Annotated in this window: 23 protein-coding genes; 8 read left to right on the top strand and 15 right to left on the bottom strand. The window is 67.7% G+C overall.

Annotated elements, in window-relative coordinates; translation table 11 throughout:
* The first annotated feature begins 16 nt into the window (after positions 1 to 16).
* A complete protein-coding gene (locus R2733_13445; GenBank protein ID MEZ5377505.1) occupies positions 17 to 526 on the top strand; it encodes a hypothetical protein in 510 nt (169 codons plus the stop codon).
* Positions 527 to 533: 7 nt separating this feature from the next.
* On the opposite strand, the gene ligA is transcribed toward R2733_13445, so the two are convergent.
* Positions 534 to 2615, bottom strand: coding sequence for an NAD-dependent DNA ligase LigA (gene ligA, locus R2733_13440; GenBank protein ID MEZ5377504.1), 2082 nt, complete (start codon positions 2613 to 2615; stop codon positions 534 to 536).
* A 290-nt stretch (positions 2616 to 2905) separates the two neighbouring features.
* Between ligA and R2733_13435 the strand changes: the two genes are divergently transcribed.
* The 3 genes from R2733_13435 (at position 2906) to R2733_13425 (ending at position 5794) form a co-directional block, all read left to right on the top strand.
* Positions 2906 to 3844: a hypothetical protein gene (locus R2733_13435; protein ID MEZ5377503.1), complete on the top strand. Its 939-nt coding sequence runs from the start codon at positions 2906 to 2908 to the stop codon at positions 3842 to 3844.
* Positions 3845 to 3941: 97 nt separating this feature from the next.
* A complete protein-coding gene (locus R2733_13430) occupies positions 3942 to 4607 on the top strand; it encodes an RNA polymerase sigma factor (protein MEZ5377502.1) in 666 nt (221 codons plus the stop codon).
* The gene (locus tag R2733_13425) at positions 4607 to 5794 is read left to right on the top strand and encodes a hypothetical protein (protein ID MEZ5377501.1); all 1188 of its coding nucleotides are present in this window, start codon (positions 4607 to 4609) and stop codon (positions 5792 to 5794) included. Before R2733_13430 ends, R2733_13425 begins: the two co-directional genes overlap by 1 nt.
* 2 nt (positions 5795 to 5796) lie before the next feature.
* On the opposite strand, the gene R2733_13420 is transcribed toward R2733_13425, so the two are convergent.
* From R2733_13420 to R2733_13400, 5 genes are read right to left on the bottom strand one after another with little or no spacing between them, the layout of a single operon-like run.
* Positions 5797 to 6756, bottom strand: a complete 960-nt coding sequence (locus R2733_13420; GenBank protein ID MEZ5377500.1) for an L-threonylcarbamoyladenylate synthase — start codon at positions 6754 to 6756, stop codon at positions 5797 to 5799.
* Between the two features lie 17 nt (positions 6757 to 6773).
* Positions 6774 to 7817, bottom strand: coding sequence for a tRNA 2-thiouridine(34) synthase MnmA (mnmA, locus tag R2733_13415; GenBank protein MEZ5377499.1), 1044 nt, complete (start codon positions 7815 to 7817; stop codon positions 6774 to 6776).
* 1 nt (position 7818) lies between these two features.
* Positions 7819 to 8988 (bottom strand): cysteine desulfurase family protein, encoded by a 1170-nt coding sequence (locus tag R2733_13410; GenBank protein MEZ5377498.1) that lies wholly within the window; start codon positions 8986 to 8988, stop codon positions 7819 to 7821.
* Between the two features lie 51 nt (positions 8989 to 9039).
* Positions 9040 to 9417 (bottom strand): hypothetical protein, encoded by a 378-nt coding sequence (locus tag R2733_13405; protein MEZ5377497.1) that lies wholly within the window; start codon positions 9415 to 9417, stop codon positions 9040 to 9042.
* Between the two features lie 4 nt (positions 9418 to 9421).
* Positions 9422 to 10465 carry an RDD family protein gene (locus R2733_13400; GenBank protein ID MEZ5377496.1) on the bottom strand — a complete coding sequence of 348 codons (1044 nt, stop codon included), beginning with the start codon at positions 10463 to 10465 and terminating at the stop codon, positions 9422 to 9424.
* A gap of 22 nt (positions 10466 to 10487) precedes the next feature.
* Here R2733_13400 and R2733_13395 point away from each other — a divergent pair, with 22 nt between their 5' ends.
* The gene (locus tag R2733_13395) at positions 10488 to 11504 is read left to right on the top strand and encodes a stage II sporulation protein M (GenBank protein ID MEZ5377495.1); all 1017 of its coding nucleotides are present in this window, start codon (positions 10488 to 10490) and stop codon (positions 11502 to 11504) included.
* A 60-nt stretch (positions 11505 to 11564) separates the two neighbouring features.
* Positions 11565 to 12113, top strand: coding sequence for an N-acetyltransferase (locus R2733_13390; protein ID MEZ5377494.1), 549 nt, complete (start codon positions 11565 to 11567; stop codon positions 12111 to 12113).
* 3 nt (positions 12114 to 12116) lie between these two features.
* Here R2733_13390 and R2733_13385 read toward each other — a convergent pair whose 3' ends face one another.
* The 6 genes from R2733_13385 to R2733_13360 are packed head-to-tail and all read right to left on the bottom strand — an operon-like array spanning position 12117 to position 17668.
* The gene (locus R2733_13385) at positions 12117 to 12512 is read right to left on the bottom strand and encodes a cupin domain-containing protein (protein ID MEZ5377493.1); all 396 of its coding nucleotides are present in this window, start codon (positions 12510 to 12512) and stop codon (positions 12117 to 12119) included.
* A 14-nt stretch (positions 12513 to 12526) separates the two neighbouring features.
* Positions 12527 to 13855 carry a DUF58 domain-containing protein gene (locus R2733_13380; protein MEZ5377492.1) on the bottom strand — a complete coding sequence of 443 codons (1329 nt, stop codon included), beginning with the start codon at positions 13853 to 13855 and terminating at the stop codon, positions 12527 to 12529.
* A gap of 7 nt (positions 13856 to 13862) precedes the next feature.
* Entirely contained in the window at positions 13863 to 14966 is a 1104-nt protein-coding gene (locus R2733_13375) for a MoxR family ATPase (protein ID MEZ5377491.1), read from the bottom strand.
* Positions 14963 to 16132 carry a DUF4350 domain-containing protein gene (locus R2733_13370; protein MEZ5377490.1) on the bottom strand — a complete coding sequence of 390 codons (1170 nt, stop codon included), beginning with the start codon at positions 16130 to 16132 and terminating at the stop codon, positions 14963 to 14965. The genes R2733_13375 and R2733_13370 overlap by 4 nt, the downstream gene beginning before the upstream one ends.
* A gap of 30 nt (positions 16133 to 16162) precedes the next feature.
* The gene (locus R2733_13365) at positions 16163 to 16825 is read right to left on the bottom strand and encodes a DUF4129 domain-containing protein (protein ID MEZ5377489.1); all 663 of its coding nucleotides are present in this window, start codon (positions 16823 to 16825) and stop codon (positions 16163 to 16165) included.
* Between the two features lie 24 nt (positions 16826 to 16849).
* The gene (locus tag R2733_13360) at positions 16850 to 17668 is read right to left on the bottom strand and encodes a hypothetical protein (GenBank protein ID MEZ5377488.1); all 819 of its coding nucleotides are present in this window, start codon (positions 17666 to 17668) and stop codon (positions 16850 to 16852) included.
* A 102-nt stretch (positions 17669 to 17770) separates the two neighbouring features.
* Between R2733_13360 and R2733_13355 the strand changes: the two genes are divergently transcribed.
* Complete coding sequence (locus tag R2733_13355; protein MEZ5377487.1) at positions 17771 to 18523, top strand: class I SAM-dependent methyltransferase; 753 nt, start codon at positions 17771 to 17773, stop codon at positions 18521 to 18523.
* Between the two features lie 8 nt (positions 18524 to 18531).
* Here R2733_13355 and R2733_13350 read toward each other — a convergent pair whose 3' ends face one another.
* A complete protein-coding gene (locus R2733_13350; GenBank protein ID MEZ5377486.1) occupies positions 18532 to 19275 on the bottom strand; it encodes a rhomboid family intramembrane serine protease in 744 nt (247 codons plus the stop codon).
* A 257-nt stretch (positions 19276 to 19532) separates the two neighbouring features.
* Between R2733_13350 and mscL the strand changes: the two genes are divergently transcribed.
* On the top strand, positions 19533 to 19895 hold the full coding sequence (mscL, locus tag R2733_13345) for a large conductance mechanosensitive channel protein MscL (GenBank protein MEZ5377485.1): 363 nt from the start codon (positions 19533 to 19535) through the stop codon (positions 19893 to 19895).
* Between the two features lie 35 nt (positions 19896 to 19930).
* Here the strand turns inward: mscL and meaB are convergent, their stop codons facing one another.
* Positions 19931 to 20878, bottom strand: a complete 948-nt coding sequence (gene meaB, locus R2733_13340; protein MEZ5377484.1) for a methylmalonyl Co-A mutase-associated GTPase MeaB — start codon at positions 20876 to 20878, stop codon at positions 19931 to 19933.
* Positions 20875 to 21153, bottom strand: a complete 279-nt coding sequence (locus R2733_13335) for a NifU family protein (protein MEZ5377483.1) — start codon at positions 21151 to 21153, stop codon at positions 20875 to 20877. Before R2733_13335 ends, meaB begins: the two co-directional genes overlap by 4 nt.
* Positions 21154 to 21289: the final 136 nt, after the last annotated feature.

The raw sequence follows: 21289 nt of genomic DNA, 5'->3' as shown, positions 1-21289 counted from the left end.
ACCCTCGGTATCCCACGTGCGCACTCGCATCATCCTCATCGCCGGCGTCTTTCTCGCTTTCGGGGCTCTCGTGCTCGGCGCCATGTACGACGCCCCCACCGAGCCGGCCGCGATCGTGCGGACCCAGTCGGCGGCCGACGGGGGCGGTGAGCGCGACGGCGAGTCGTCGGTGCTCGACATCAACCCGATCGAGGGCTGGTTCCCCCAGACCGGGGTGGGCAGCACCTGTACCGAGTCGGTCGGTGTCGATCTCATTCCCGGCTACGGCGCCGTGCTCGTGATCAACGGCGAGCCGATCCCCGACAACGAACTCAACATCTACGAGAACCCCGATGCGCCGCCCGGTGAGCGAGTCCTGACCGCCGCAGGCGCTCTGGGGCGCTACACCTGGGGGCCCGAGGAAGACTGTCCCAACGGCCGACTGCTCCGCCCCGAGGGCAATTCGGTGATGGCATGTGTGTATCGAATCGAACAGGGCCCGAACGGCTGCCGCCAGTACGGACCGTTCGAGTTCGACGCCCTCTGATCCGGCGTCAGCTGGGTAACTGACCGGTCTCGAGCAGGGCGACGAAGCCGGCTTCGTCGATCATCGGCACACCGTGTTCCTCTGCTTTGGTGACCTTCGACGCACCCGGCTCGGACCCAACCACGACGGCCGTGGTCTTCTTCGACACCGAGCCGGGACTCTTGCCGCCCCGTGACTTGATGGCGTCGGCCGCGCCGTCACGGGAGAAGCCATCGAGCGAGCCGGTGACCACGATCGACATCCCCGCCAGGGTCTGGGGGATGTCGACCACCTCGGGCCCTTCGAAGTTCAGGCCGGCAGCCCGCAGCTTGGCCACCAGGGCCTGCGCCGCCTCGCTCGAGAAGTACTCCTTGGTGGACCGGGCGATCACCGGGCCGACGCCGTCGAGGGCGGCCATCTCGTCGACCGAGGCCGCCATGATCGCGTCGAGGTGGCCGAACCCCGACGCGAGGCTGGCGGCACCGCTTGGACCCAGGTGGCGAATGCCCAGGCCGACGAGCAGGTTGGCGAGCGGCCGATCTCGGGTGGCGTCGATGGCGGCCACGAGATTGTCGATGGTGGCCTGCCCGAAGCCTTCCCACTGGGCGACCTCGCCCCAGTCGATCGTGTAGAGGTCGCCGACGTCGTTGACGAGGCCACGTTCGATGAAGAGGGCGATCCGGCTCTCACCCATGCCGTCGATGTCCATCGCACCGCGCGAGGCGAAGTACTCGATCTGGGTCTGGCGCCGGGCCGGGCAGGCCGGGTTGATGCAGAACGTGTGCGCCTCGTCTTCAGGGCGGACGAGTTCGACCCCGCACGAAGGGCAGTGGGTGGGGAAGTGCCACTCGGGGAGGTCGTCGGGTCGCTCGGCCAGCACGGGTCCGAGCACTTCGGGAATGACGTCGCCCGCTTTACGGACGATGACGGTGTCACCAGGGCGAACGTTCTTGAGGCGGACCTGATCGGCGTTGTGGAGGGTAGCCATCTGCACGGTGGAGCCGGCCACCACCACGGGAGCGAGAACGGCGAAGGGTGTGGCCTTGCCGGTCCGCCCGATCGAGACCTGGATGTCGAGCAGTTTGGTGGTCTTTTCCTCTGGTGGGAGCTTGAACGCCATGGCCCACCGGGGGGCTCGGGCGGTGGAACCCAACGACCGTTGTGCCGCCAGCGAATCGACCTTGATCACCGCGCCGTCGATCTCGTAGTCGAGGTCGTGGCGATGTTCGTGCCACTGCTCGGTGAAGGCGATGACCTCGTCGATGGTTCGAACCGCCCGGCGCTCGGGATTGACCGGGAAGCCGAGCGAGGCCAGCCAATCGAGCGCCTCGCCCTGGGTGGTCAGCTCGGGGCCGTCGACGACCTCACCCAGCTGGTAGGCCCAGAATGCCAGGTTGCGCGACGCGGTGACCGACGGATCCTTTTGGCGGAGGCTGCCCGCTGCGGTGTTACGTGGGTTGGCGTAGAGCGGCTTGCCCGCAGCCTCCTGTGCCTCATTGAGGGCGGCAAACTCGGCGACGGGCAGGTAGACCTCGCCCCGGACCTCGAGCACGGGCGGTGCGCCGACCAGTTCGGTGGGGATGACATCGATGGTGGACACGTTGGCGGTGATGTCCTCGCCCACCCGACCGTTGCCGCGCGTGGCGCCCTGGACGAGCACGCCCTGCTCGTAGCGGAGCGAGAGGGCCAGCCCGTCGATCTTCAGCTCGCAGAAGTAGCCGATCGCCAGGTCGTCGCCGTCGATCTCGAGCGACCGCGCCATGCGCTCGGCCCAGCCTCGCAGCTCGGCATGATCGAACGAGTTGTCGAGGCTCATCATGGGCACCCGGTGCTCAACCGACGCGAACGTGGCCGACGGTGCGCCGCCGACCGCCTGGGTGGGCGAGGTATCGCTGGCGAGATCGGGGTGCTCGGTCTCGAGTGCCTGGAGCTCACGAGCCAGGGCGTCGTAGTCGGCGTCGGGGATCTGGGGGTTGTCGAGCTCGTGATAGTCGCGGTTCGCCTGGGCGATCAGCGCCCGCAGCTCGTCGATACGGAGCGCCGCATCATTGCTGGTCGCATCGCCGCTGGTCGCGTCGTTGCTCGTCGAGGTAGGGGTGCGATCGTCCACCACCAGAGCGTAGATCGTCCCCCTGACATTCACGGCCGACCCCGGATCACCCCACACCGCCCCGACCACCGCAACCACCGCAACCACCGCAACCACCGCAACCACCGCAACCGTCGAGCATTCGAGCCCAGTCCTTCGAACTGTCCACTCTGGAGCTCAGAATCGGGCTTCAGTGTGGACAGTTCCGCGGTTTGGGCTTCAGCGCCGACAGTTCGTGTGCTCCCCGCCTCCTGGCCTCGCCCACTGCACGGTCTGGTCGCGGCAGGGTCTGGTCGCGGCACAATGGTCCGATGACCACCGTTTCCTCGCCGACCACGCTGCCTGCGCTGATCGAGCGAGGCGGACTCTGGCCGGTGCGGATCGTATGGTTCGTGCTGCCGTTGCTCATCGGTCCCGGGTTGCTCGACACCGTCGACGGCCGCAGTGGGCCGGTGCAGACCGTGGTCGAGGTCGGCGCCTGGGCGGCCTGGTTCGTCGGACTCGTCTCGGTCATGGCCCCCTCCACGGTCACGCTCACCCTGCTGCGAACGGTCGCGCCCGCCACGGTCGTCGCCCCACTGGTGGGTGCGCTCACGGCTGGCAGCTGGCCGGTCGGCGTCGTGATCGCGCTGCTTGGTGGTCTGGTCGCCAACGCGATCGTCTTCCTCCCCACCACCGGCGAACCGATGATCAACGGGTCGGCCTACGGCGCCGAGAAGCGAATGGCGCTACGGCCGCCGGCGTCGATCCTGATCGGCCCGCTCTATCTGGCGTGGGGTGCGGTGTTCGTCGGCGTCGCCGCCGGCCCGCTGCTCCTCGCCGCCAAGAACTGGTGGTTGGGGGTGCCGCTCACCATCGTCGGCATCTTCTTGGCGATCACGGGTGTCCGATCGCTCCATCAGCTGTCGCGGCGGTGGATCGTGTTCGTGCCGGTCGGGTTCGTGATCCACGACTACTGGTCGCTGGCCGAGTCGCTGCTGGTGCAGCGGAAAACCAAACCCACGCTCGGCCCAGCCGAGGCCAAGCGAACGCCGACCGACACCGATACCGGCGCCACCAACGGCCCGGTCGACCTCACGGCCGGCGCGCTCGGTCTGGCCCTGTCGCTCCGGCTCCCCGAGCCGATGCCAACCGCGTTGCGGGCCAAGGGCGAGGTCACCTCGACCACGGCGACCGAGTTCTGGTTCTCCCCGACCCGCCCCGGACGGGTCCTCGCCGAAGCCCGTACGAGGGCGATCACCATCGGCTGAGAAAATTCTGAAAGGTCGGCAGCGGTGGCGACACGTGGATGATGTGGCACCAACATCTTCCCGTTCCGATGCACACGGAGCGATGAGTCCGCCGGCGGTGGCGACCATTCGAACCGAACGATTCCGTGCGATCTATGACGGCCTCTTCGATGACCTGACCAGCTATTGCCGGCGCCGGGTCCCGCCCGACGACGTGGCCGATCTCGTTGCCGAGACCATGATGATCATCTGGCAGCGCCTCGACGACGTGCCCACCGGTGCCGCCGCTCGACCCTGGGCCTATGCGGTCACCAGGAACCTCATGCGGAACCACTGGCGCAAGGGACAGCGGAGCGACGCACTGCGCACCGTGCTGATCGGCGAACTCCACCAGGCCCAGGAGCGCAACGCCAAATGCGGTACCGGCCCGGCACTCGAACCCGACCAGATCGAAGCGCTCGTCGACGCCCTGCACGGCCTCAAGCCGAAGGAGCAGGAACTGATCCGCTTGGCGACGTGGGAGGAACTCTCACACGCCGACATCGCCGTGGTCTTGGACTGCTCGACCAACGCCGTCGCCATCCGACTGCTGCGGGCACGAGGCCACCTCGCCGACCGGCTCGGGCGAGACCCGCGCTGGGGCAACGACACCAGCCGAAACGGAGCGACGGTGAAAACACCGAAAGCCATCGGACCCTCCCGACACGTAGGGGGTGATGGTCGCACAGCGACCGAGAACGACACGACGACCAGCGACGTGACCCGACCGGGAGGATGCAAGTGATGAACGAACACGATCCCTTCGAGGTCCTGCGCAGTCACAAGCCGTTCTCGGCCGACACCGCGATCACCGACACCACCCAGGAGGCCAAAGCGGCCCTGTTCGAGGAGATCACGATGACCGAGCACACACCCGAAGCCGAACGACGCGCCCGCAAGCTGGCGAACGCACCGAGTCGATGGCAGCGGCCGACCCTGGCGGCGGCTGCCGCCACCGTTGCGGCGGTCGGCGTCCTGTCGACGACGCTGAACAACCCATCGGCCTACGCCTCGGTGATCGAAGCCACCGAGGTCGTCGCCGAGGCCGACAGCGGCCGCGTTCGGGTCGATGTCGATGTGCGAGAGGACTCGAGCGGCGGGTCGACCGAGTCGGGTTCGTTCTTCGTCGACGTGACCTACACCGGAAACGACTCCCTGATCGTGACTGGAGGAGCGTTCGACGGCGACCAGCAGGCCGGCCTCGACGACTACGAGATGTCGATCATCCAGGTCGACGGGACCAGCTACCTCTCCAACCCCGACGGCACGTGGGCGGCGATTCCGGGTTCGGACTCGATGAGTGAGGGCTTCCTGCCCGGCCTCGGTGCCGCCGACACCGATCCCACCGAGATGCTCGAGTTGCTGCGCACGGCCGAAGACGTGTCGAAGGCCTCGAACAACGACGGCACCACGACGTACGTGGGCACGATCACGGCAGCGTCGGTCGAGGCACTCGACCCGGACCGTCTGCCGGCCGGCATCGCCATGATCGCCGAGGACCCGGGCAATCTTCCGCCGGAGATGGGGCTGACCGTGACGGTCGAGAACGGTGCACTTCGTTCGGTCCGGCTCGACGCCATCGGCGACTACCCGGGCAGCGACCTCACCTCGCCGGGCTACATCGATGCGACGATCACCACGACGTACAGCGATGTCGGCTCCGTCGACCCGATCGAGACACCGGCGCCCGAGCTCATCGTCGAATCGCCGTTTGCCGACGAGTCGATGATGGAGGCCGTCACCATCGTTGGTGACTTCCTCGAGGCGAACCCCGGATTCTGCGGCCTCGATTCCGAGGAGACCTACGACCCGGCGATGCCCGAAGATGTCGAGACGTTCGTGGAGGAGTTGTCGGCGTGCTTCGACGAGCAAGCTCCGCCCGACGTCGCCGCGGCCTGGCGGATCATGAACGAACCGCTGCTGGGCGACTGACCTCAGCGGGGGGCGCTGGCCTTGGCGAGTCGGTCCATGACCGCAGGCAGCAGGTCGCCTGCCTCGTGCGGGGCGACCACCATGATCTGCGTCGTGTCGGCACTGTCGGCACGACGCAGCGCCGCGTACAGACCCTCGGCAAACCCTGCAGCGTCGGCAGGCAGCCACTGGACCTTCGAACGCTCGGGGTCGAGTACCGGTTCACCGAGCGGCGCGATGACTGCCACCCGATCGTCGAGCGGGCCGTCGATCGATTCGACCACGACCACGGGCGCGTCGGGTGCATAGTGCGACGCCATCATCCCGGCCGCCCGAGATTCACCCGTGCGACCATCGACCACCGATTCGCCGAGCACCGCTTCGATCGCCTCGACCGACACCCCACCCGGCCGCAGCAACACCGGCGCTCCGCCGACCAGTTCGATGATGGTGGACTCGACCCCGACCTTGGACGGACCGCCGTCGAGGATGACGTCGACCGCATCGCCGAGGTCGGCTCGAACGTGGTCGGCCGTCGTCGGGCTGACATGACCGAAGCGGTTGGCGGACGGCGCGGCGACGCCGCCACCGAAGCGACGCAGGACTTCGAGCGCCACCGGGTGATCCGGAACCCGCAGCCCGACCGTCGTCCGACCACCGGTGACCGATGGCGCTGCAAGGCCCGATGACTCGACGATGATCGTGAGCGGCCCGGGCCAGAACGCCTCAGCGAGTGCCGCGGCCCGCGCATCGGAGCCCGTCGACCACTCGTCGACCTGCTGGGCCGATGCCACGTGCACGATGAGCGGATGCCCGGCCGGTCGGCCCTTCGTGGCGAAGATCCGCTGGACGGCCGCCTCGTTGGTGGCATCGGCGCCGAGGCCGTACACCGTTTCGGTGGGCAGCCCGATGAGTCCGCCAGCCCGCAGCGTGGCGACGGCGGCATCGATGTCGGCGTCGGTCGCCGTGGGCTGGGAGGTCATCGCCATTGAGTCCGGACTCACTCGGCGGTGGCGCCGCCGACGACCTGATCACCCACGTAGAAGACCACCGACTGGCCCGCAGCGATTCGAGTGTGCGGCGCATTCCATCGCACGGTCGCGCTGCCGTCGCTGGCGATGTCGACCCGGCCCGGCTCGCGTCGTCCGTGGGCCGCAGCCTGGATCATCACCTCGGCTTCGACCGGACCGGCGGTCCAGGCGAGTTGCGACAGCGGGGTGTGATCGGTCCTGGTCAGCTCGCGTGGGCCCACGGTGACCTGTGGTGTCGCCGGATCGATGTCGATCACGTAGTTGCGCTCGGCGTTGCCAGCGAGCCGCAGCCCCTTGCGCTGCCCGATGGTGACCAGCTGGACCGAGGTGGTGTGGCCGACCACGGTGCCGTCCGTATCGACGATGTTGGCGGGTGTGAGCGGGATGCGGTCGCCGAGGAACTTCTCGCGGCCGCCGTCGGAGTGGATGAAGCAGACATCCTGACTGTCGGGCTTGGTTGCCGTCCGCAATCCGAGCTCGGTCGCCAGTTCACGGACCCGCTCCTTCGTGATGTCACCGACGGGGAGCACGAGCCGAGCCAGCTGCTGCTGATCGAGCATGTGCAGCACGTAGGACTGGTCCTTCGCTTCGTCGGCACCACGGGCCAGATGTCGGACACCGGCGTCGTCTTCGACAATGCGGGCGTGATGCCCGGTGGCCACCAGATCGAAACCGAGGGCGTCGGCTCGCCGCAGCAGCTTGTCGAACTTGATGTGACGATTGCACTCGACACACGGGTTCGGGGTGCGACCGGCTTGGTAGTCGGCGACGTAGGGATCGATCACGAATTCGACGAACTCGTCGCCGAAGTTGAACACGTGGTGGTCGATGCCGAGCTGTTGGGCGACACGGCGTGCATCGTCGACGTCGGACACCGAGCAGCAGCCCGAATCGCTCTCGCCACCCCACAGCTTCAGGGTCACGCCGGTGACCTGATGGCCCTGCTCGACCAGGAGTGCGGCCGCGACCGACGAGTCGACACCTCCCGACATCGCGACGAGGATCTCGGCCATGTCAGCTCCGCTCCCGCAGCCGGGCGACGGCAGGACCGATAGCAGCGATGGCCGCGTTGATGTCGTCGTCGTTCGTGGTGTAGCCGAGCGAGAGCCGCAGCGAGCCGAACGCCAGGTCGCGACCGAGGCCCATGGCGGCCAGCACGTGCGATGGCTCCATGGCGCCGCTGGCGCACGACGACGCAGCGGAGGCGAAGATGTCGTGCTTCTCCAGTAGGAAGAGCAACGCCTCGCTCTCGATGTCGTCGAAGCAGAGGTGCGCGATGCCGGCCACCCGCTCGGGCTCGACTCCGTCGACGACGCCGGACACGTGCGTACCCGGGACGTCGGCCACGAGGGCCGACACCAAGCGGTCGCGCATGGCTCGGGTACGAGCGACCATCTCGGTGCGGGTCGTGTCGGCCTCGGCAGCGGCCGCGACCATGGCGGCAATGCCGGCAACGTTCTGGGTGCCGCTGCGTCGCTCACGTTCCTGACCGCCGCCGATGGTGCGAGCCGCCAGCGGTGTGCCGCGCCGAACCATCAAGACGCCCACGCCCTGGGGACCACCGAACTTGTGGGCAGCGAGCGAGAGCAGATCGACGTGTGGTGCGACGGTGCGCAGGTCGATCCACGAGAAGGCCTGGACGGCGTCGGTATGAAGCACGGCATCGGGCGCGAGTTCGCGAACGATGCGAGCCACCTCGGCCATCGGTTGCACGATGCCCGTCTCGTTGTTCACCGTCATGACCGACACGAGGCTGATCGCCAGCGAGTCGTCATCGGCGGCTGCGCTCGCAGCTGTCGCTAGCAACTCCTGCAGCACCACCAGATCGATGCGACCGTCAGCACGGACCGGGCACACGAGTCCCTTGCGGTGCTCGACCGGTTCGAGAACCGCATGGTGCTCGATGGCCGAGCAGAGCGCACGCCCGCCCTGTGCGTCGAGCACACCCAGCACGGCGAGATTGTCGGCCTCGGTGCCGCCGGCGGTGAAGACGATCTCGCCGGCATCGCACGCGAGGAACTCGGCCATGGTCTCACGAGCGTCGTCGAGCACCCGATTGGCATCGCGAGCGAAGCGGTGGGCGCCCGACGGGTTCCCCGGCTGACCGGTGAGCAGGCGCGTCATGACACCGATCGCGACTGGGCGCGGCGGCGTGGTCGCCGAATGATCGAGGTAGTGCGCCATCAGTTCAGGCTAGCTGTGCACCGTCACTGCGCCGCCAGCGGAGCCGGCTTGCTACGACATCAGGGCGGCGACGACGAAGCTGCCGTCGCTCAAGAGCTGCACGAGGCGCGGGCTGCCATCGATCAGCTGCTCGGTGCGTTTTCCGCCGGGGCCATCCACGGTGTAGCTGATCCCGGCGTCGTGCAGCGTGGAGGTGACATCGTCGGTGCACAGTCCGACGTAGCGATCGGCCTCGGTGTTCCACGACTCGCTCATGGCCTCGACGCCGGGACCGGAGAGCGCCAGATCGACGAGGTGCTGAGGATCGAAGTCAGGGCACGGCGCTGCGTTCCTCGCCTCGCCCACGGCGCCACAGGCGCCGAAGAGCATCGAGACCGCGACGATCAAGATCGCTCGAGTTCTCCGTGTTTCGGTGGCCGCCGGCTGCATGGGGTCAGGACCTGGGTGGCGGGGGCGGCATCGAGGACGCTGGTGGTACCGGGGGTGGCATCGACATGGGCGGGCCCGATGGGGGCGCCGGCGGCGGGGCGGCGGGCGGGCGTTGGTAGCTGCCGACCATCGGTACGTTGGCGAACGGCCCGTAGATCGGCGGGGGTGGCGCAGCCGTCGTGAATCCGACGCCGTACGCGCTCGTGAAGGCTGGCAGCACGGGGGCCTGAGTGGAACCGTCGGCGAAGCTGAACCGCCGCTGGTAGGCGAACACCGCCGCCATCAGGTAATGCTCGAAGGCCATGTGTTGGGGTCGAGGCGTGGCCCCGCTGCGCTGCAGGCCGTCGGCCATCACCTGGGCCAGGTGGCGGGCAGCGTCGGCCGACAAATGCCGGTAGCGCAGCATGTAGTCACGCAGCACAGCGAACTGGTCCTTGGTCATGCCGCCGGCATCGAACTGCTCGCAGAAGTGCTCGTGCCCCCGTACCACCGGGAAGAAGACGGGCTGGGGCATCGATCGTTCGAGCCGTACCACGATGGTGCCGGCAGCCATGTCGCCGATCCGCTGGCTGCGTCGCGAGGTGAGTGCTGCGATCATCGCCATCGCCCCGCCGGGAGGGAGAACGAACTCGATCAGGGCGATGAGCGAGCGGACGGCCGCATGACGGAACTGCACCGGCCCGCCTTCGGTGGTGACCACCCGGATGCCCATGATCTTCTTGCCCAGCGTCTGGCCCGACATGAACGCTTCGGTGACCGGGTAGCCGAAGATGAAGAGGAAGCCGAGGACGCCCGTCAGGACGGTCGCCACGACCGGAGCACCAGACGCAAACGCGCCGACGGGTGCAAGGACGAAGGTGAACAGCATCAGTTGGAGAAAGGCGTCGATGGCCTTGGCCAGGATGCGCGAACCAAGGCCGGCGGCGCGGAATTCGAGCAGCACCGCCTCGGGAGTGACGACCGACGAGTGGTGCAGCGCGCGTGCCGGTCGGGCGTCGCCGACGGTCGGCCCTCGGGTGGTGGAGTGATGCAACGCGGCGCCGGGCACGGCGTCTAGCGTAGGTTCTCGCATGGACATCGACCGGTATCTCGTGACCAACCGACCCGGCTGGGGGCGACTGAGCCAGCTCACGAGCCAAGCGTCCAGCAAGCCGAGAACGCTGTCGAGCGACGAGGTACGCGAGTTCCTCACCCTCTATCAGCGGGCTTCCAGCCAGTTGTCATTCGCTCGCGGTCACTACGACAACCCCGAGCTGACCGCGGAACTCACCACGCTCGTCGCCAACGCCAACGCCGTGCTCTACCGTCGCACCTCCAGCCCCACGAGCGCGTTCCGCCGGTTCTTCACGGTCTTCTTCCCCGCTGCCATCTGGCACCTCCGTCGCTTCGTCGCCGTCGCCGCCGTGGTGACGTTCCTGCCCGCGGCGGCCCTCGGGCTGTGGCTCGGTGGTGACGACGCCTCGCTCGACGCGCTCGCTCCTGAAGCGACCCGGGCGGCCTACGTCGATGAGGACTTCGAGGACTACTACAGCTCGGCACCGGCGGCCGAGTTCGCGAGCGCCGTCCTGCTCAACAACATCCGGGTCTCGTTCATTGCCTTCGCCGCCGGCATCTTGTTCGGCGTCGGCACGATCTACGTGCTCGCCTCCAACGGGGCCAACCTCGGGGTGGCGTGGGCCGTGTTCATCGCCGCCGGCCAACAATCGAAGTTCTTCGGCTTGATCATCCCGCACGGTCTGCTCGAGCTCAGCGCCATCGTGCTAGCCGGGGCCGCCGGAATGAGCATCGGCTTCGCGATCCTCGCGCCTGGCGACCGCCACCGGTCGGCCGCCCTGGCCGAGGAGGCTCGGCGGGCGATCATCGTGATCATTGGTCTGATCCTCGTGTTCACGGTCGCCGGTCTCATCGAGGGCTTCATCACCCCCGGGCTTCCCGCCGTCCCTCGACTCATGATCGGTGTGGTGGTCGAGACGGTCTTCGTCGCCTACCTCGTCGCGTTCGGCCGTCGGGCGGCGGCGCTCGGCTTCACCGGGCTGGCTTCCGAAGCCCTCGAGGGCGACCGGGCACAACAGGCGCTGTCGGTCTGATCGGCGCCAGACGGCGAATACATCGACCGATGTGTCGTCACCTTTGCTAGACAACGATCGATGACCGAGCCAACTGACGCCCTCACGATCCGCTGCGAGACCGATGCTGATCACGACCAGATCGCACGAATCGTGGCCGCCGCGTTCGGGTCATCGGTCGAGGCTGAACTCGTCGATCGCATTCGTGCATCACCCGAGTACGAGCCGTCGATGGCGCTGGTCGCCGAGCTCGAGGGCGAGATCGTCGGCCACGTGATGATCAGCGGTGCCCGACTCCACCACAGCGAGGGTGATCGTTCGATCGCTTTGCTGTCGCCACTCGCCGTCGCTCCCGACAGGCACAAGTCGGGGATCGGGGCGGCACTCGTCGAGGCCGTGGTGGCGGTCGCGGACCAACGCGGTGTGCCGATGGTCGTCCTCGAAGGCGATCCCGGGTACTACGGGCGCATGGGCTTCGAACCTTCGGCCGGCTACGGCATCACCATGCCGCTGCCGGACTGGGCGCCAAAGGAGGCAGCCCAGATACGGCGCCTGACGGCGTATGCGTCCGACGATCCCACGCTCCGGGGCGAGGTGAGCTACCCCGCCGCCTTCGACGGGGTCGATTGACGCTCAGGACTCGAGTGGCGCCAACACGATCTCGTCTCGGTACTCGCCGAGCAGCGCGATCGGGTAGTCGCCGGCGAAGAACCGCCGGGTGAACTCGGCCCACCGCAGGGCCGGGCGCATCTCGATCCGCAACCTCACCGGCCCGTCGGTGGGATTCCACGCGAGGTGTGGGCGGCCGGCCGGCGCGGTCACAACGGAACCGGCAACAGCCGTGACCGTGACCCCGTCGACCTCGAACGCTGCGGTGCCCTCGAGCACCTCCCACGTCTCCTCCATGCCCGGGTGTGCGTGGCGCATGGCTCGATGTCCGGGCCGGGTCCACGAGACGATCATCTGGAGCAGTTCGGGAGTCTCGATGACGAACTCGATCTGCTCGCCGGTTCGCTCGTTCTCGATCATCTGCGGATCCTAGGTCAGAGGCGACCGATCGCTTTGGCCTCGAGGTAGAGCTCGCCGAGGGCTGCGCTGAATCGGTCGGGTCCTTCGTCGACCACCAGCGCTCCCTTCGCCCTGAGTTGTGCCGCCACACGCTGGCGGGCGGCGATGGCCTCGATCGCCGAGGCTCGCAGAAACGCCCCTTCGGTGTCGGCTCGCCCTGAGTGCGCCCACGCGATCACATCGGGGTCCTGCACCGAGGCGACCGCAACGAGGTGCGTGCGGGTGAGGATCGGGAGCGCAGGCAACACGAACGACTCGACGACTTCCTCACTCAGCTCGGTCAGCAGCACCAGCATGTGGCGCCGGCGATAGCGAGCAGCGACGTGGGTGACCATCGACCGATAGTCGCTCTCGGCCAGGGCCGGCTCGATGTCGAAGAGCCGTTCGGCAACGAGCGCCCGCTGAGCACGACGGTTCGACGGCTCGATCGTGGTGTGAACGGTTCGATCGAACGCGATGAGACCCATCCGATCGCCGAGGCCGGTCGTGAGGTCGGCCAACAACATGGCGGCGTCCATGCCGTACTCGAATCGGGGGATGGCATTGATCCGCCCAGCCATGACTCGTCCCGAGTCGAGTAGACACAACACGCTCTGGTTCTGCTCCGCCCGGTAGCTCCGCACCACCGGCCGCATCGACCGAGCGGTGGCCGCCCAGTCGATCCGACGGGTCTCGTCGTCGGCGGTCATCTCTCGAAGGTGATCGAATTCGGTGCCACCACCTCGGATGCGGGCGGAACGCAGCCCGATCTGTTGCAGCCGGGCCTGCTTGGTCGCGAGTTCCGCCTGCTTCGCCGACCGGTAGAGCGGCAGGACTCGCAAGGTGGTGGGCACGTCGACGTTGCGTTGCCGGACCATCAATCCCAGGGGGCCGGTGGTTCGCACCACCACTCGGGACGGCTCGAAGCGCCCTCGTCGCGCCGGAACGAACCAGATCCGTGCCGAGCCCACACCGTTGCTGGGCACGTCGATCCGGGCCCGGCGCGTCTCGGCGCCAAGCGACGGAGCGAACTCGTCGGCCACCCACACGGCAGTGCGACGACCACCGCGTTGCGACACGTCCCAACCGATCGAACCTTGCGATCCGATCGTCACGGCATTGGGGTGCACACGCTCGACCTCGAACCGCTTGGGCGAGGCGGCCAGGAGCACGTCGATCACGAGCACGACCGCCAGCACGAGGTTGATGAGCACCAGGTACCCGGCCCACGAGTCGCTCGAGAACGCCACGGGCAGGACCAGCGCCGAGGCGCCGGCCAGCACGGCAACGATCGCAGCGCGGCGAGTCGGGATGGGCCAGCTCATCGTTCGCTCAGGGCGCCGGCACCTGGGCCAGGATGCCGTCGAGGACGTCGTCGGCCGTCAAGCCCTCGATCTCGAGTTCGGGCCGGACTCGAACTCGGTGGCGCAGCGTCGGCTTGGCCATTGCCTTCACCTCGTCGGGTGTCACGTACTCGCGGTTCGACAGCCACGCCCACGCCTTCGATGCCTTCAGCAGTGCCGCGGCACCACGAGGCGACACTCCCAGTTCGAGCGAGGGCGCCACTCGGGTCGCTCGGGTCAGGTCCACGAGGTAGGCGAGGACCGGTTCGCTCACGGTGATCCGGCCGACCTCGACTCGGGCCGCCGCGAGCGAGCCGGCGTTGGCGACTCGGCGCACGCCCGACGCCAGCGGATCGTGGGGATCGAGTCCGTGGTGATGTCGCCGCAGCACCTCGACCTCCTCGTCGCGGCTGGGGTACCCGACGAGCAACTTGAACAGGAACCGGTCGAGCTGGGCCTCGGGCAGCGGATACGTGCCCTCCTGCTCGATCGGGTTCTGCGTGGCGATCACGATGAACGGGTCGGGCAGCAGGCGGGGCGTGCCGTCAGTCGAGACCTGGTGTTCCTCCATCGCTTCGAGCAGCGCCGCCTGTGTCTTGGGCGGGGTCCGATTGATCTCGTCGGCGAGCAGCAGGTTCGTGAAGACCGGACCTTCTCGGAAACGGAAGTCGCCTCGGTCGTAGACCATCTGGCCGAGCACATCCGACGGCATGAGGTCGGGGGTGAACTGGACGCGGGCCGCATCGAGACTGAGGGAGGCAGCCAGCGACTTGACCAGCAACGTCTTCGCCACACCGGGGACACCCTCGAGCAGCACGTGTCCCTCGGCCAAGAGCGCACACAACAGACCCGAGAGCACGCCACTCTGACCAACGACGACCTTGCCGACCTCGTCACGGATCGCGTGGAACTGGGCTTGGGCCGGCACCCGCTGATACTCCGGCTGCGGCGCGGCCTGCGCCTGCGGTGGGGGCGCCTGGTTTTGGGGCGCCTGATGTTGAGGCGGTGGTGCCGCCGATGGCTGCTGCGACAGCGAAGGGGTGGCGGCCGGCGGAGTGGACGGCGTCGGGTCGGACGGTGGCTGATCGGTCATGGTGTGTGACTCCCGGAGGACAGCGAGGACGGACGGCCCGCCGAGACGGGCGCTTGCGTGAAAACGTTGGGCGTGGCGTGGTCGATACGAGTGACGAGCTCGGCGAGGTCGGGTTCGCCGCCGGAGCGATCGACCATGATCGCCATGAGCGCATCGGCGGGATAGCCGGTGCGTTGGGCGACCACGGTGGCCACGAGGTCGGGCGGGGTGTCAGGACCGAGCCGGTGCTCGGTCCGCAGTCGAGCGCTGAAGTCCGATCGAAGCGCAGCCGCTGCCCACTCGTCACCCTTCGCCCGCCGTTGCAGTTCGGCCGACGATCGGACGAGGAGCGACGCCGGGATCTCGACGAGCTGCGGCTCGGCGACGACCTTGCCGAAACGTCGGCCTCGGAACCACAACCACAGGCCGGTCGCCACCACGAGCTGCATGAGGAATACGTTCACCCGGGCCGGTACGAGGTCGAACAGACCGACCTGGGGATCGACCTCGGGCCCCATCGTGATCGTGGCGGGATGCCAGAGCACGACTCGGCGGGCGCCGTCGGAGGTGGCGAGACGCACGATCATCGCTGCGTTGTCGGCCTCGGCGATGTGGGCGTTGTCGACGAGCGTCGCCCCGCCGACCACGGTGACTCGGCCACGATCGAAGCGGTACTGGGCCACGGCGGTGGTGCCACCGGGAGTGCCGGCGGCCGAGGGACCGAAGCACGAGGCGGCCACCCCGTCGGTGGCGAAGAGCCGGATCGACGGGGCGGACAACGCGGAGAGGTCGGCGAGAGCCTCGATCGAACACACTCCCTTGACGACCTGGCGCCCGTCGGCATTCGCGATGCTGGCACCTTCCGGTCGAAGCGGCGTGAAGGTCGAGCGATTGTCGAGCCAGATCAGATGACCACCGTCGCGCACCCAGGCGAGCACAGCCTCGTCGCTGTCGGCATCGAGTGAGTCTTCGAGCACGATCAGCGTGTCGGTCGATTCGTCGATCGATGAGGTGCCCACGTCGTCGGCGTAGCGGTCGAGCAGCTCCCGTAGCGCTCGTGCCCCGTCGGGAGCCGTCGATCGTGGGTCGAGCGGCACACCGTCCGACCGACCGGGACGGGCGACGAAACCGACGACGACCGCGACGAGGAACAAGCCCACCCACACGAGGGCGCCCTTCTGCCTCATGACCGACCCTGCTTCATGACCGACCCTGACTCATGAACGACGACCTCCGTCGATCAGGTCTCGGTCGATGCCCTCGAGATCGTGGGAGTCGTCCAAGCCGACCGGTTGTTCGCCGAACCAGGCTCGCTCGTAGGTCTCGGTTGCCGAGGCGAATTGTTCTCGGCGAGGCGGCACGGTCTCGAACGAGCGCAGATGCTCGCCACTGGTCAGTGCCTCGTCGTCATCGAGCTCGTCGGCATCAGCCAAACCGGCGATCAGCGCTCGGTAGCGAGCCCGCACCGCGCCGTTGAAGTCGCGCTCGGACTCGGCCACCGCCGCACGATCGAGCCACTCCCGCCGGGTGGTTCGATGGCGGGATCGCTGCTCGATCGTGGGCTTCTCCTTCTTCGGGCCTCGGAGTCGGCGTCGAGGCATGACCCGGAGGAGGAACCAAATGACGAGCGCAGCACCGACGGCAAGGAGGATCCAGCCCAGCAAGTAACCACCGCTCCCGACGCCTCCGGCTCCTCCGGCCGAGATCCCGAACCGACGGGCCAGCCACTCGAGGAAGTCCGAGATGGCGTCACCGACCGGCTGGAGGCGATCGCCGATCCAATCGATGGCGCGCTGCACGACACCTCGCTCGGGTGCCCGATACTGCGGCTGCGACACGATGTCTTCCGCGGCGTTCTTGATGTCGCCGGCGTCAGCCATGGGAGAAGTCAGCCATGCGGGAAGTCAGCCCTGTGGGAAGGACGTGAGGGATCGGAGTTCGAGGTCGAACCCCTCGGTGCGGAAGCGGGCATCGAGATACAGCAGGCTCATGGCGGCGCCGTTGAGCGGCAAGATCAGGAGTTGGCCGATCAGCAGCGCGGCGGCGTTGACCACGAGGAAGCTCCGCTCGGGCAGCCCGGTGAAGAGGGAGACGAGGAGGAACAGTCCGCCCTGGAGGAACAAGCCGGTGAAGAAGATGGCGATGATCAGGCCGTAGACGGCGCCGCTGTTCGCCCGGGCCAGTCGCCACGACCGCTTCAACGCCGCCTTGATCGACACCGCCTCTTCCACCGCGATGACCGGCGAGAGCAGGCTCGACATGGCGAGGAAGAAGAAGCCCGGGAGCAGACACGCCAGCGTGCCGAGGATCGTTGCCACGTGGCTGGCGACGAACGTGACGCCGACGACAGGAAGACGGCGCAAGGTGTAGCGGATGGCGGCCAAGGGTGTGGTGTCGATCCCCACCAGCCAGCCGCCAACGATGCGAGCGACGGGGACACCGGCCAGTGCGGTGACGAGCCAGCCGAGCAAGAGCCGGACCAGCACGGAGTCGGACATCACTCCGTCTTGGACACCGAAGCCGTTGGTGATCGTGGCGGGTTCGGTACCGAGCACGAAGGCGTCGAGCAAGAGCTGGGCCAGCGCACCGGGAACGGCGATCCAGGCGACGGCGAGCACCAAGACCAGGGGCCGCTGACGGAGCGCGTGGAAGGCACCGTCGAGGAGGTCGATCACGCCGAGCGGGCGGTCGGTGATGGGTGCAGGTGCATCCGTTGCCGTCACCGACCCATTGTGGCCGACCGACCGGGTGAGGCACGGCATCCCTGCCGCAACAGCACGGCAGGGAGAGGTGCGGGTTCTGGTTCGACCTGGTAGGCAACGGGCATGGACGGATTCCGGCCCGATACCTATGGCGAGGCCTTCGCCGATGTCTACGCACAGTGGTACGGCAGCATCACCGATGCCGAGGCCACCGCCGCCTTCGTCGACACCCGGTCGGTCGAGGGCCCAATCCTCGAGCTCGGCGTCGGCGACGGCCGGCTGGCCCTACCGTTGGCCGACCGGGGCCGGATCGTGGTTGGGGTCGACGCTTCCCGCTCGATGCTCGACCAACTGGCGACGCGAGACGAAGCCGCCACTCGCGCCAGCACGACCGGTCGAGTCATCGCGCTCATGGCCGATCTTGCGCGTCTGCCGGTCGTCGGTCCGATCGGTGGTGCCCTGTGCGCCTTCAACACGCTGTTCAACCTGCCATCGGCCGATCAGCAACAGGGCCTGTTCGACCGGTTGGCCTCAGCGCTTGCACCGGGGGCGCCCATCGTCGTCGAAGCGATCACGGGTCATGGTCTGGCCGAGAGTCTCGACCAGTCGGTCGGTATCTCACAGATGAGCGTCGATCGCCTGGTACTGAGCGCGACCAGGGTCGATGCTGCGGCGCAGACGATCGAGGGCCAGCACGTCGACATCACCGAGCACGGCATCCGGCTGCGGCCATGGCAGCTGCGTTGGACGACGCCGGAACAGCTCGACGCCATGGCGAAGCGTGCCGGGCTGCGGCTCGACGAACGAATCGCGGATTGGCACGGTGAGCCCTTCGACGACGAGTCCGACCGACACATCTCGGTGTATCGACGCTGAACGTGTGCTCAGATGTTGATCGCGACGATGCCGCCTGCTCGGGCAACGGCGACCGCCGCGACGAACATCGCCACCACCAGCGCGGCGGCCATCCCTGTGGCCATCCGCATGACCTTCGGGTCGCTGGCGAATGTGCGGTGTGCCGCGGTCAGCACCCCACCGACGAGGAACCCACCGGCGATGCCACCGAAGTGACCCCAGAAGGAGATGCCGACACCGGGCAGCAGAGGCAGCAGCAGATTGATCAGGAAGATGCCGCCGAGACCGGTCTGAAAGATCGAGCGGCCCTGGGCGGCGAGGATGCCGGCCATCGCCCCGGCCAGACCCAACACGGCGCCGGACGCACCAAGGGTGGCCTGCGGGAAGTTGAACGCCAGCACCGCGAGCGAGCCTCCCACCAGTCCACCGGCGTAGACGAGGACGAATCTCAGGCGGCCGATCGATGGTTCGAGGACTTCACCGAAGAGGTAGAGCGCGTACATGTTGAATCCGATGTGCAGCAGGCTGCCATGGAGGAACCCGCTGGTGATGATGCGCCACCACTCGCCGCTTGCGACCGCTGGGCCCCACAACCAGCCGTCACGAGTGACGGCGTCGTTGGTCAGCATCTGGGCGAGGAACGCGAGGACGCAGATCCCCATGATCGTTTGTACGACCACCGGCCACTTCGACAGATCCCGCGGCCGCACCACCTTCTGGGCGCCAGATTTCGCACACTGGGGGCAGTGGAAGCCCACCGATGCCGGGCGCATGCACTCCGAGCAGATCGGGCGATCGCAGCGCTGACACCCCACTGCCGCCAGGCGATCTCGGTGTAGGTAACACGTTGCATCGTCAGCGACCACGCTCGGAGCGTATCTTCACCCTCGAGAAGGCTGGTCGCGGCCAGAACCGCAGCCGGACCCTCACGTCATGCAATGATGTCGGCCGAGCGGCGCTACCCCCGGTAGCACCGACGACGACCATCCACAGCCATGTTGGCTGGGGCGAACACGAGGAGCGAACAGCAGTGATTCAAGAATTCAAGGACTTCGTCAACAAGGGTGGCGTCTTCGAGGCCGCCGTCGGTCTGATCATGGCGCTGGCGTTTGCGCCGGTCGTTCAGGGCCTCGTCGACTTCATCATCATGCCGATCATTGCGGCGATCTTCGGTCAGCCGAACTTCGACAACATCGGCTTCAACCTGGGCGATTCACGAGTCTACGTCGGCGCCTGGATCAGCACGATCGTGAGCTTCCTCATGATCGCCGCCGTCATTTTCTTCCTGGTGAAGGCCTACAACGCCATGAACAAGCCCGCTCCTGAGGAAGAGGCCGGTCCGAGCGAGGTCGATCTCCTCATCGAGATCCGCGACGCCCTCAAGCGAGGCTGATCACCCGGCGCTGCCGGATACTTCGTGCGGTGTGGTCAGTCGGCTCCGAGGAGCCGACTGGCCGCGTCCCACGGTGCGACCGATCGATCAGCCACGGCATCTCGTAGGCCGGCGAACTCGTCACGAGCCTCGATATCACGTACCTGCTGTTCGATCCGCTCCCGCAGGATGGCGCTGAGTTCGTCGTTGCTGCGCTGACGACGCCGAGCCTCGAGCTCGCCCGACGCCGTGATCTCGGCCCGGTGTGCGCCGATGGCCGCCCACAGTTCGTCGAGCCCTTTGCCATCGGTGGCCACGGTGACGACCACCGGAGGCCGCCACCCTTCCTTCGCCGACAGGTCGAGCATGTATTCGAGGTCGCGCCGGGTGTCTTCGGTACCGGCTCGGTCGCCCTTGTTGATGACGAACACGTCGGCGACTTCCATGAGTCCGGCCTTGTTGGCCTGCACGGCGTCGCCCCATCCGGGATTGACCACGACCACCGTGGTGTCGGCAGCACCGGCGATCTCGACCTCGACCTGGCCGACCCCGACGGTCTCGATCAGCACGTAGGACCGACCGGTGGCCTCCAGCAGACGTACGGCCTCAGGAGTGGCGAGGGCGAGACCGCCGAGATGGCCGCGGGTGGCCATCGAGCGGATGAACACCGACTCGTCGAGGGCATGGTCTTGCATGCGAACCCGGTCACCGAGGATGGCTCCACCGGTGAACGGCGATGATGGATCGATGGCGAGCACGCCGATGCACAGATCGTCTTGGCGCATGCGGGCGACCAGGGCGGCGGTGAGGGTGGACTTGCCCGCCCCAGGAGCGCCCGTGAGCCCGACGGTGTAGCCGTGGCCGGCATCGGCGAAGGTGAGCCGCCCCAGTTCGCGTGCGGCGTCGCCACCACGCTCGATGACCGAGAGCAGGCGAGCGACCGCAGCGCGCTTGCCTCCCTTGGCGTCGGCGTACAGGGCCGGCAGATCGACAGGCGGCCTCACAGCGAAACGCGGGTCCCGGTCTCGACAACGCCGTCGCCTGCGAGTTCTTCGCCGACGTGACGAACGGCGGTGACGCCTTCGACTCGTGATTTCATGATTCGCTCCACACCGTCTTTCAGGGTGCCGGTCGAGATGGGGCAGGTCACGCAGGCACCCAGCAGTTCGACGGTGACCACGCCGGTCTCGGGGTCGACATCACGCAGTTCGATGTCACCGTCGTCGGCCTGGATGGCCGGCCGGATCACCTCGATGACCTTCGCCACCTTCTCCGCCATGGTCGACGCGCCCGCTCCCACCGGGGCAGCGGCGTCGGCGGCAGATCGCCCCGAGGGGGTGCCGCCGCTCAGTGGTGAGGTGGTCTTGGGTTCGGTCATGGAGGCTCCTGGCGTGCGCTGAGGGGAATGACGACCC

Source organism: Acidimicrobiales bacterium, from assembly GCA_041394265.1.
In the GTDB taxonomy this organism is placed as follows: Bacteria; Actinomycetota; Acidimicrobiia; order Acidimicrobiales; family SZUA-35; genus JBBQUN01.
The sequence above is the reverse complement of the archived record's forward strand: the minus strand, read 5'-3'. Positions and strand labels throughout refer to the sequence as shown.

Excerpts from the sequence above, each read along its gene's own strand:
- R2733_13380 (MEZ5377492.1), bottom strand. The coding sequence starts at position 13,855 with ATGAGCTGGCCCATCCCGACTCGCCGCGCTGCGATCGTTGCCGTGCTG.
- R2733_13435 (MEZ5377503.1), top strand. The coding sequence starts at position 2,906 with ATGACCACCGTTTCCTCGCCGACCACGCTGCCTGCGCTGATCGAGCGA.
- R2733_13365 (MEZ5377489.1), bottom strand. The coding sequence starts at position 16,825 with ATGGCTGACGCCGGCGACATCAAGAACGCCGCGGAAGACATCGTGTCG.
- R2733_13375 (MEZ5377491.1), bottom strand. The coding sequence starts at position 14,966 with ATGACCGATCAGCCACCGTCCGACCCGACGCCGTCCACTCCGCCGGCC.
- R2733_13425 (MEZ5377501.1), top strand. The coding sequence starts at position 4,607 with ATGAACGAACACGATCCCTTCGAGGTCCTGCGCAGTCACAAGCCGTTC.
- R2733_13405 (MEZ5377497.1), bottom strand. The coding sequence starts at position 9,417 with ATGCAGCCGGCGGCCACCGAAACACGGAGAACTCGAGCGATCTTGATC.
- R2733_13410 (MEZ5377498.1), bottom strand. The coding sequence starts at position 8,988 with ATGGCGCACTACCTCGATCATTCGGCGACCACGCCGCCGCGCCCAGTC.
- R2733_13350 (MEZ5377486.1), bottom strand. The coding sequence starts at position 19,275 with ATGCGCCCGGCATCGGTGGGCTTCCACTGCCCCCAGTGTGCGAAATCT.
- R2733_13385 (MEZ5377493.1), bottom strand. The coding sequence starts at position 12,512 with ATGATCGAGAACGAGCGAACCGGCGAGCAGATCGAGTTCGTCATCGAG.
- R2733_13395 (MEZ5377495.1), top strand. The coding sequence starts at position 10,488 with ATGGACATCGACCGGTATCTCGTGACCAACCGACCCGGCTGGGGGCGA.
- R2733_13370 (MEZ5377490.1), bottom strand. The coding sequence starts at position 16,132 with ATGAGGCAGAAGGGCGCCCTCGTGTGGGTGGGCTTGTTCCTCGTCGCG.
- R2733_13355 (MEZ5377487.1), top strand. The coding sequence starts at position 17,771 with ATGGACGGATTCCGGCCCGATACCTATGGCGAGGCCTTCGCCGATGTC.
- mnmA (MEZ5377499.1), bottom strand. The coding sequence starts at position 7,817 with ATGGCCGAGATCCTCGTCGCGATGTCGGGAGGTGTCGACTCGTCGGTC.
- R2733_13335 (MEZ5377483.1), bottom strand. The coding sequence starts at position 21,153 with ATGGCGGAGAAGGTGGCGAAGGTCATCGAGGTGATCCGGCCGGCCATC.
- R2733_13390 (MEZ5377494.1), top strand. The coding sequence starts at position 11,565 with ATGACCGAGCCAACTGACGCCCTCACGATCCGCTGCGAGACCGATGCT.
- R2733_13420 (MEZ5377500.1), bottom strand. The coding sequence starts at position 6,756 with ATGACCTCCCAGCCCACGGCGACCGACGCCGACATCGATGCCGCCGTC.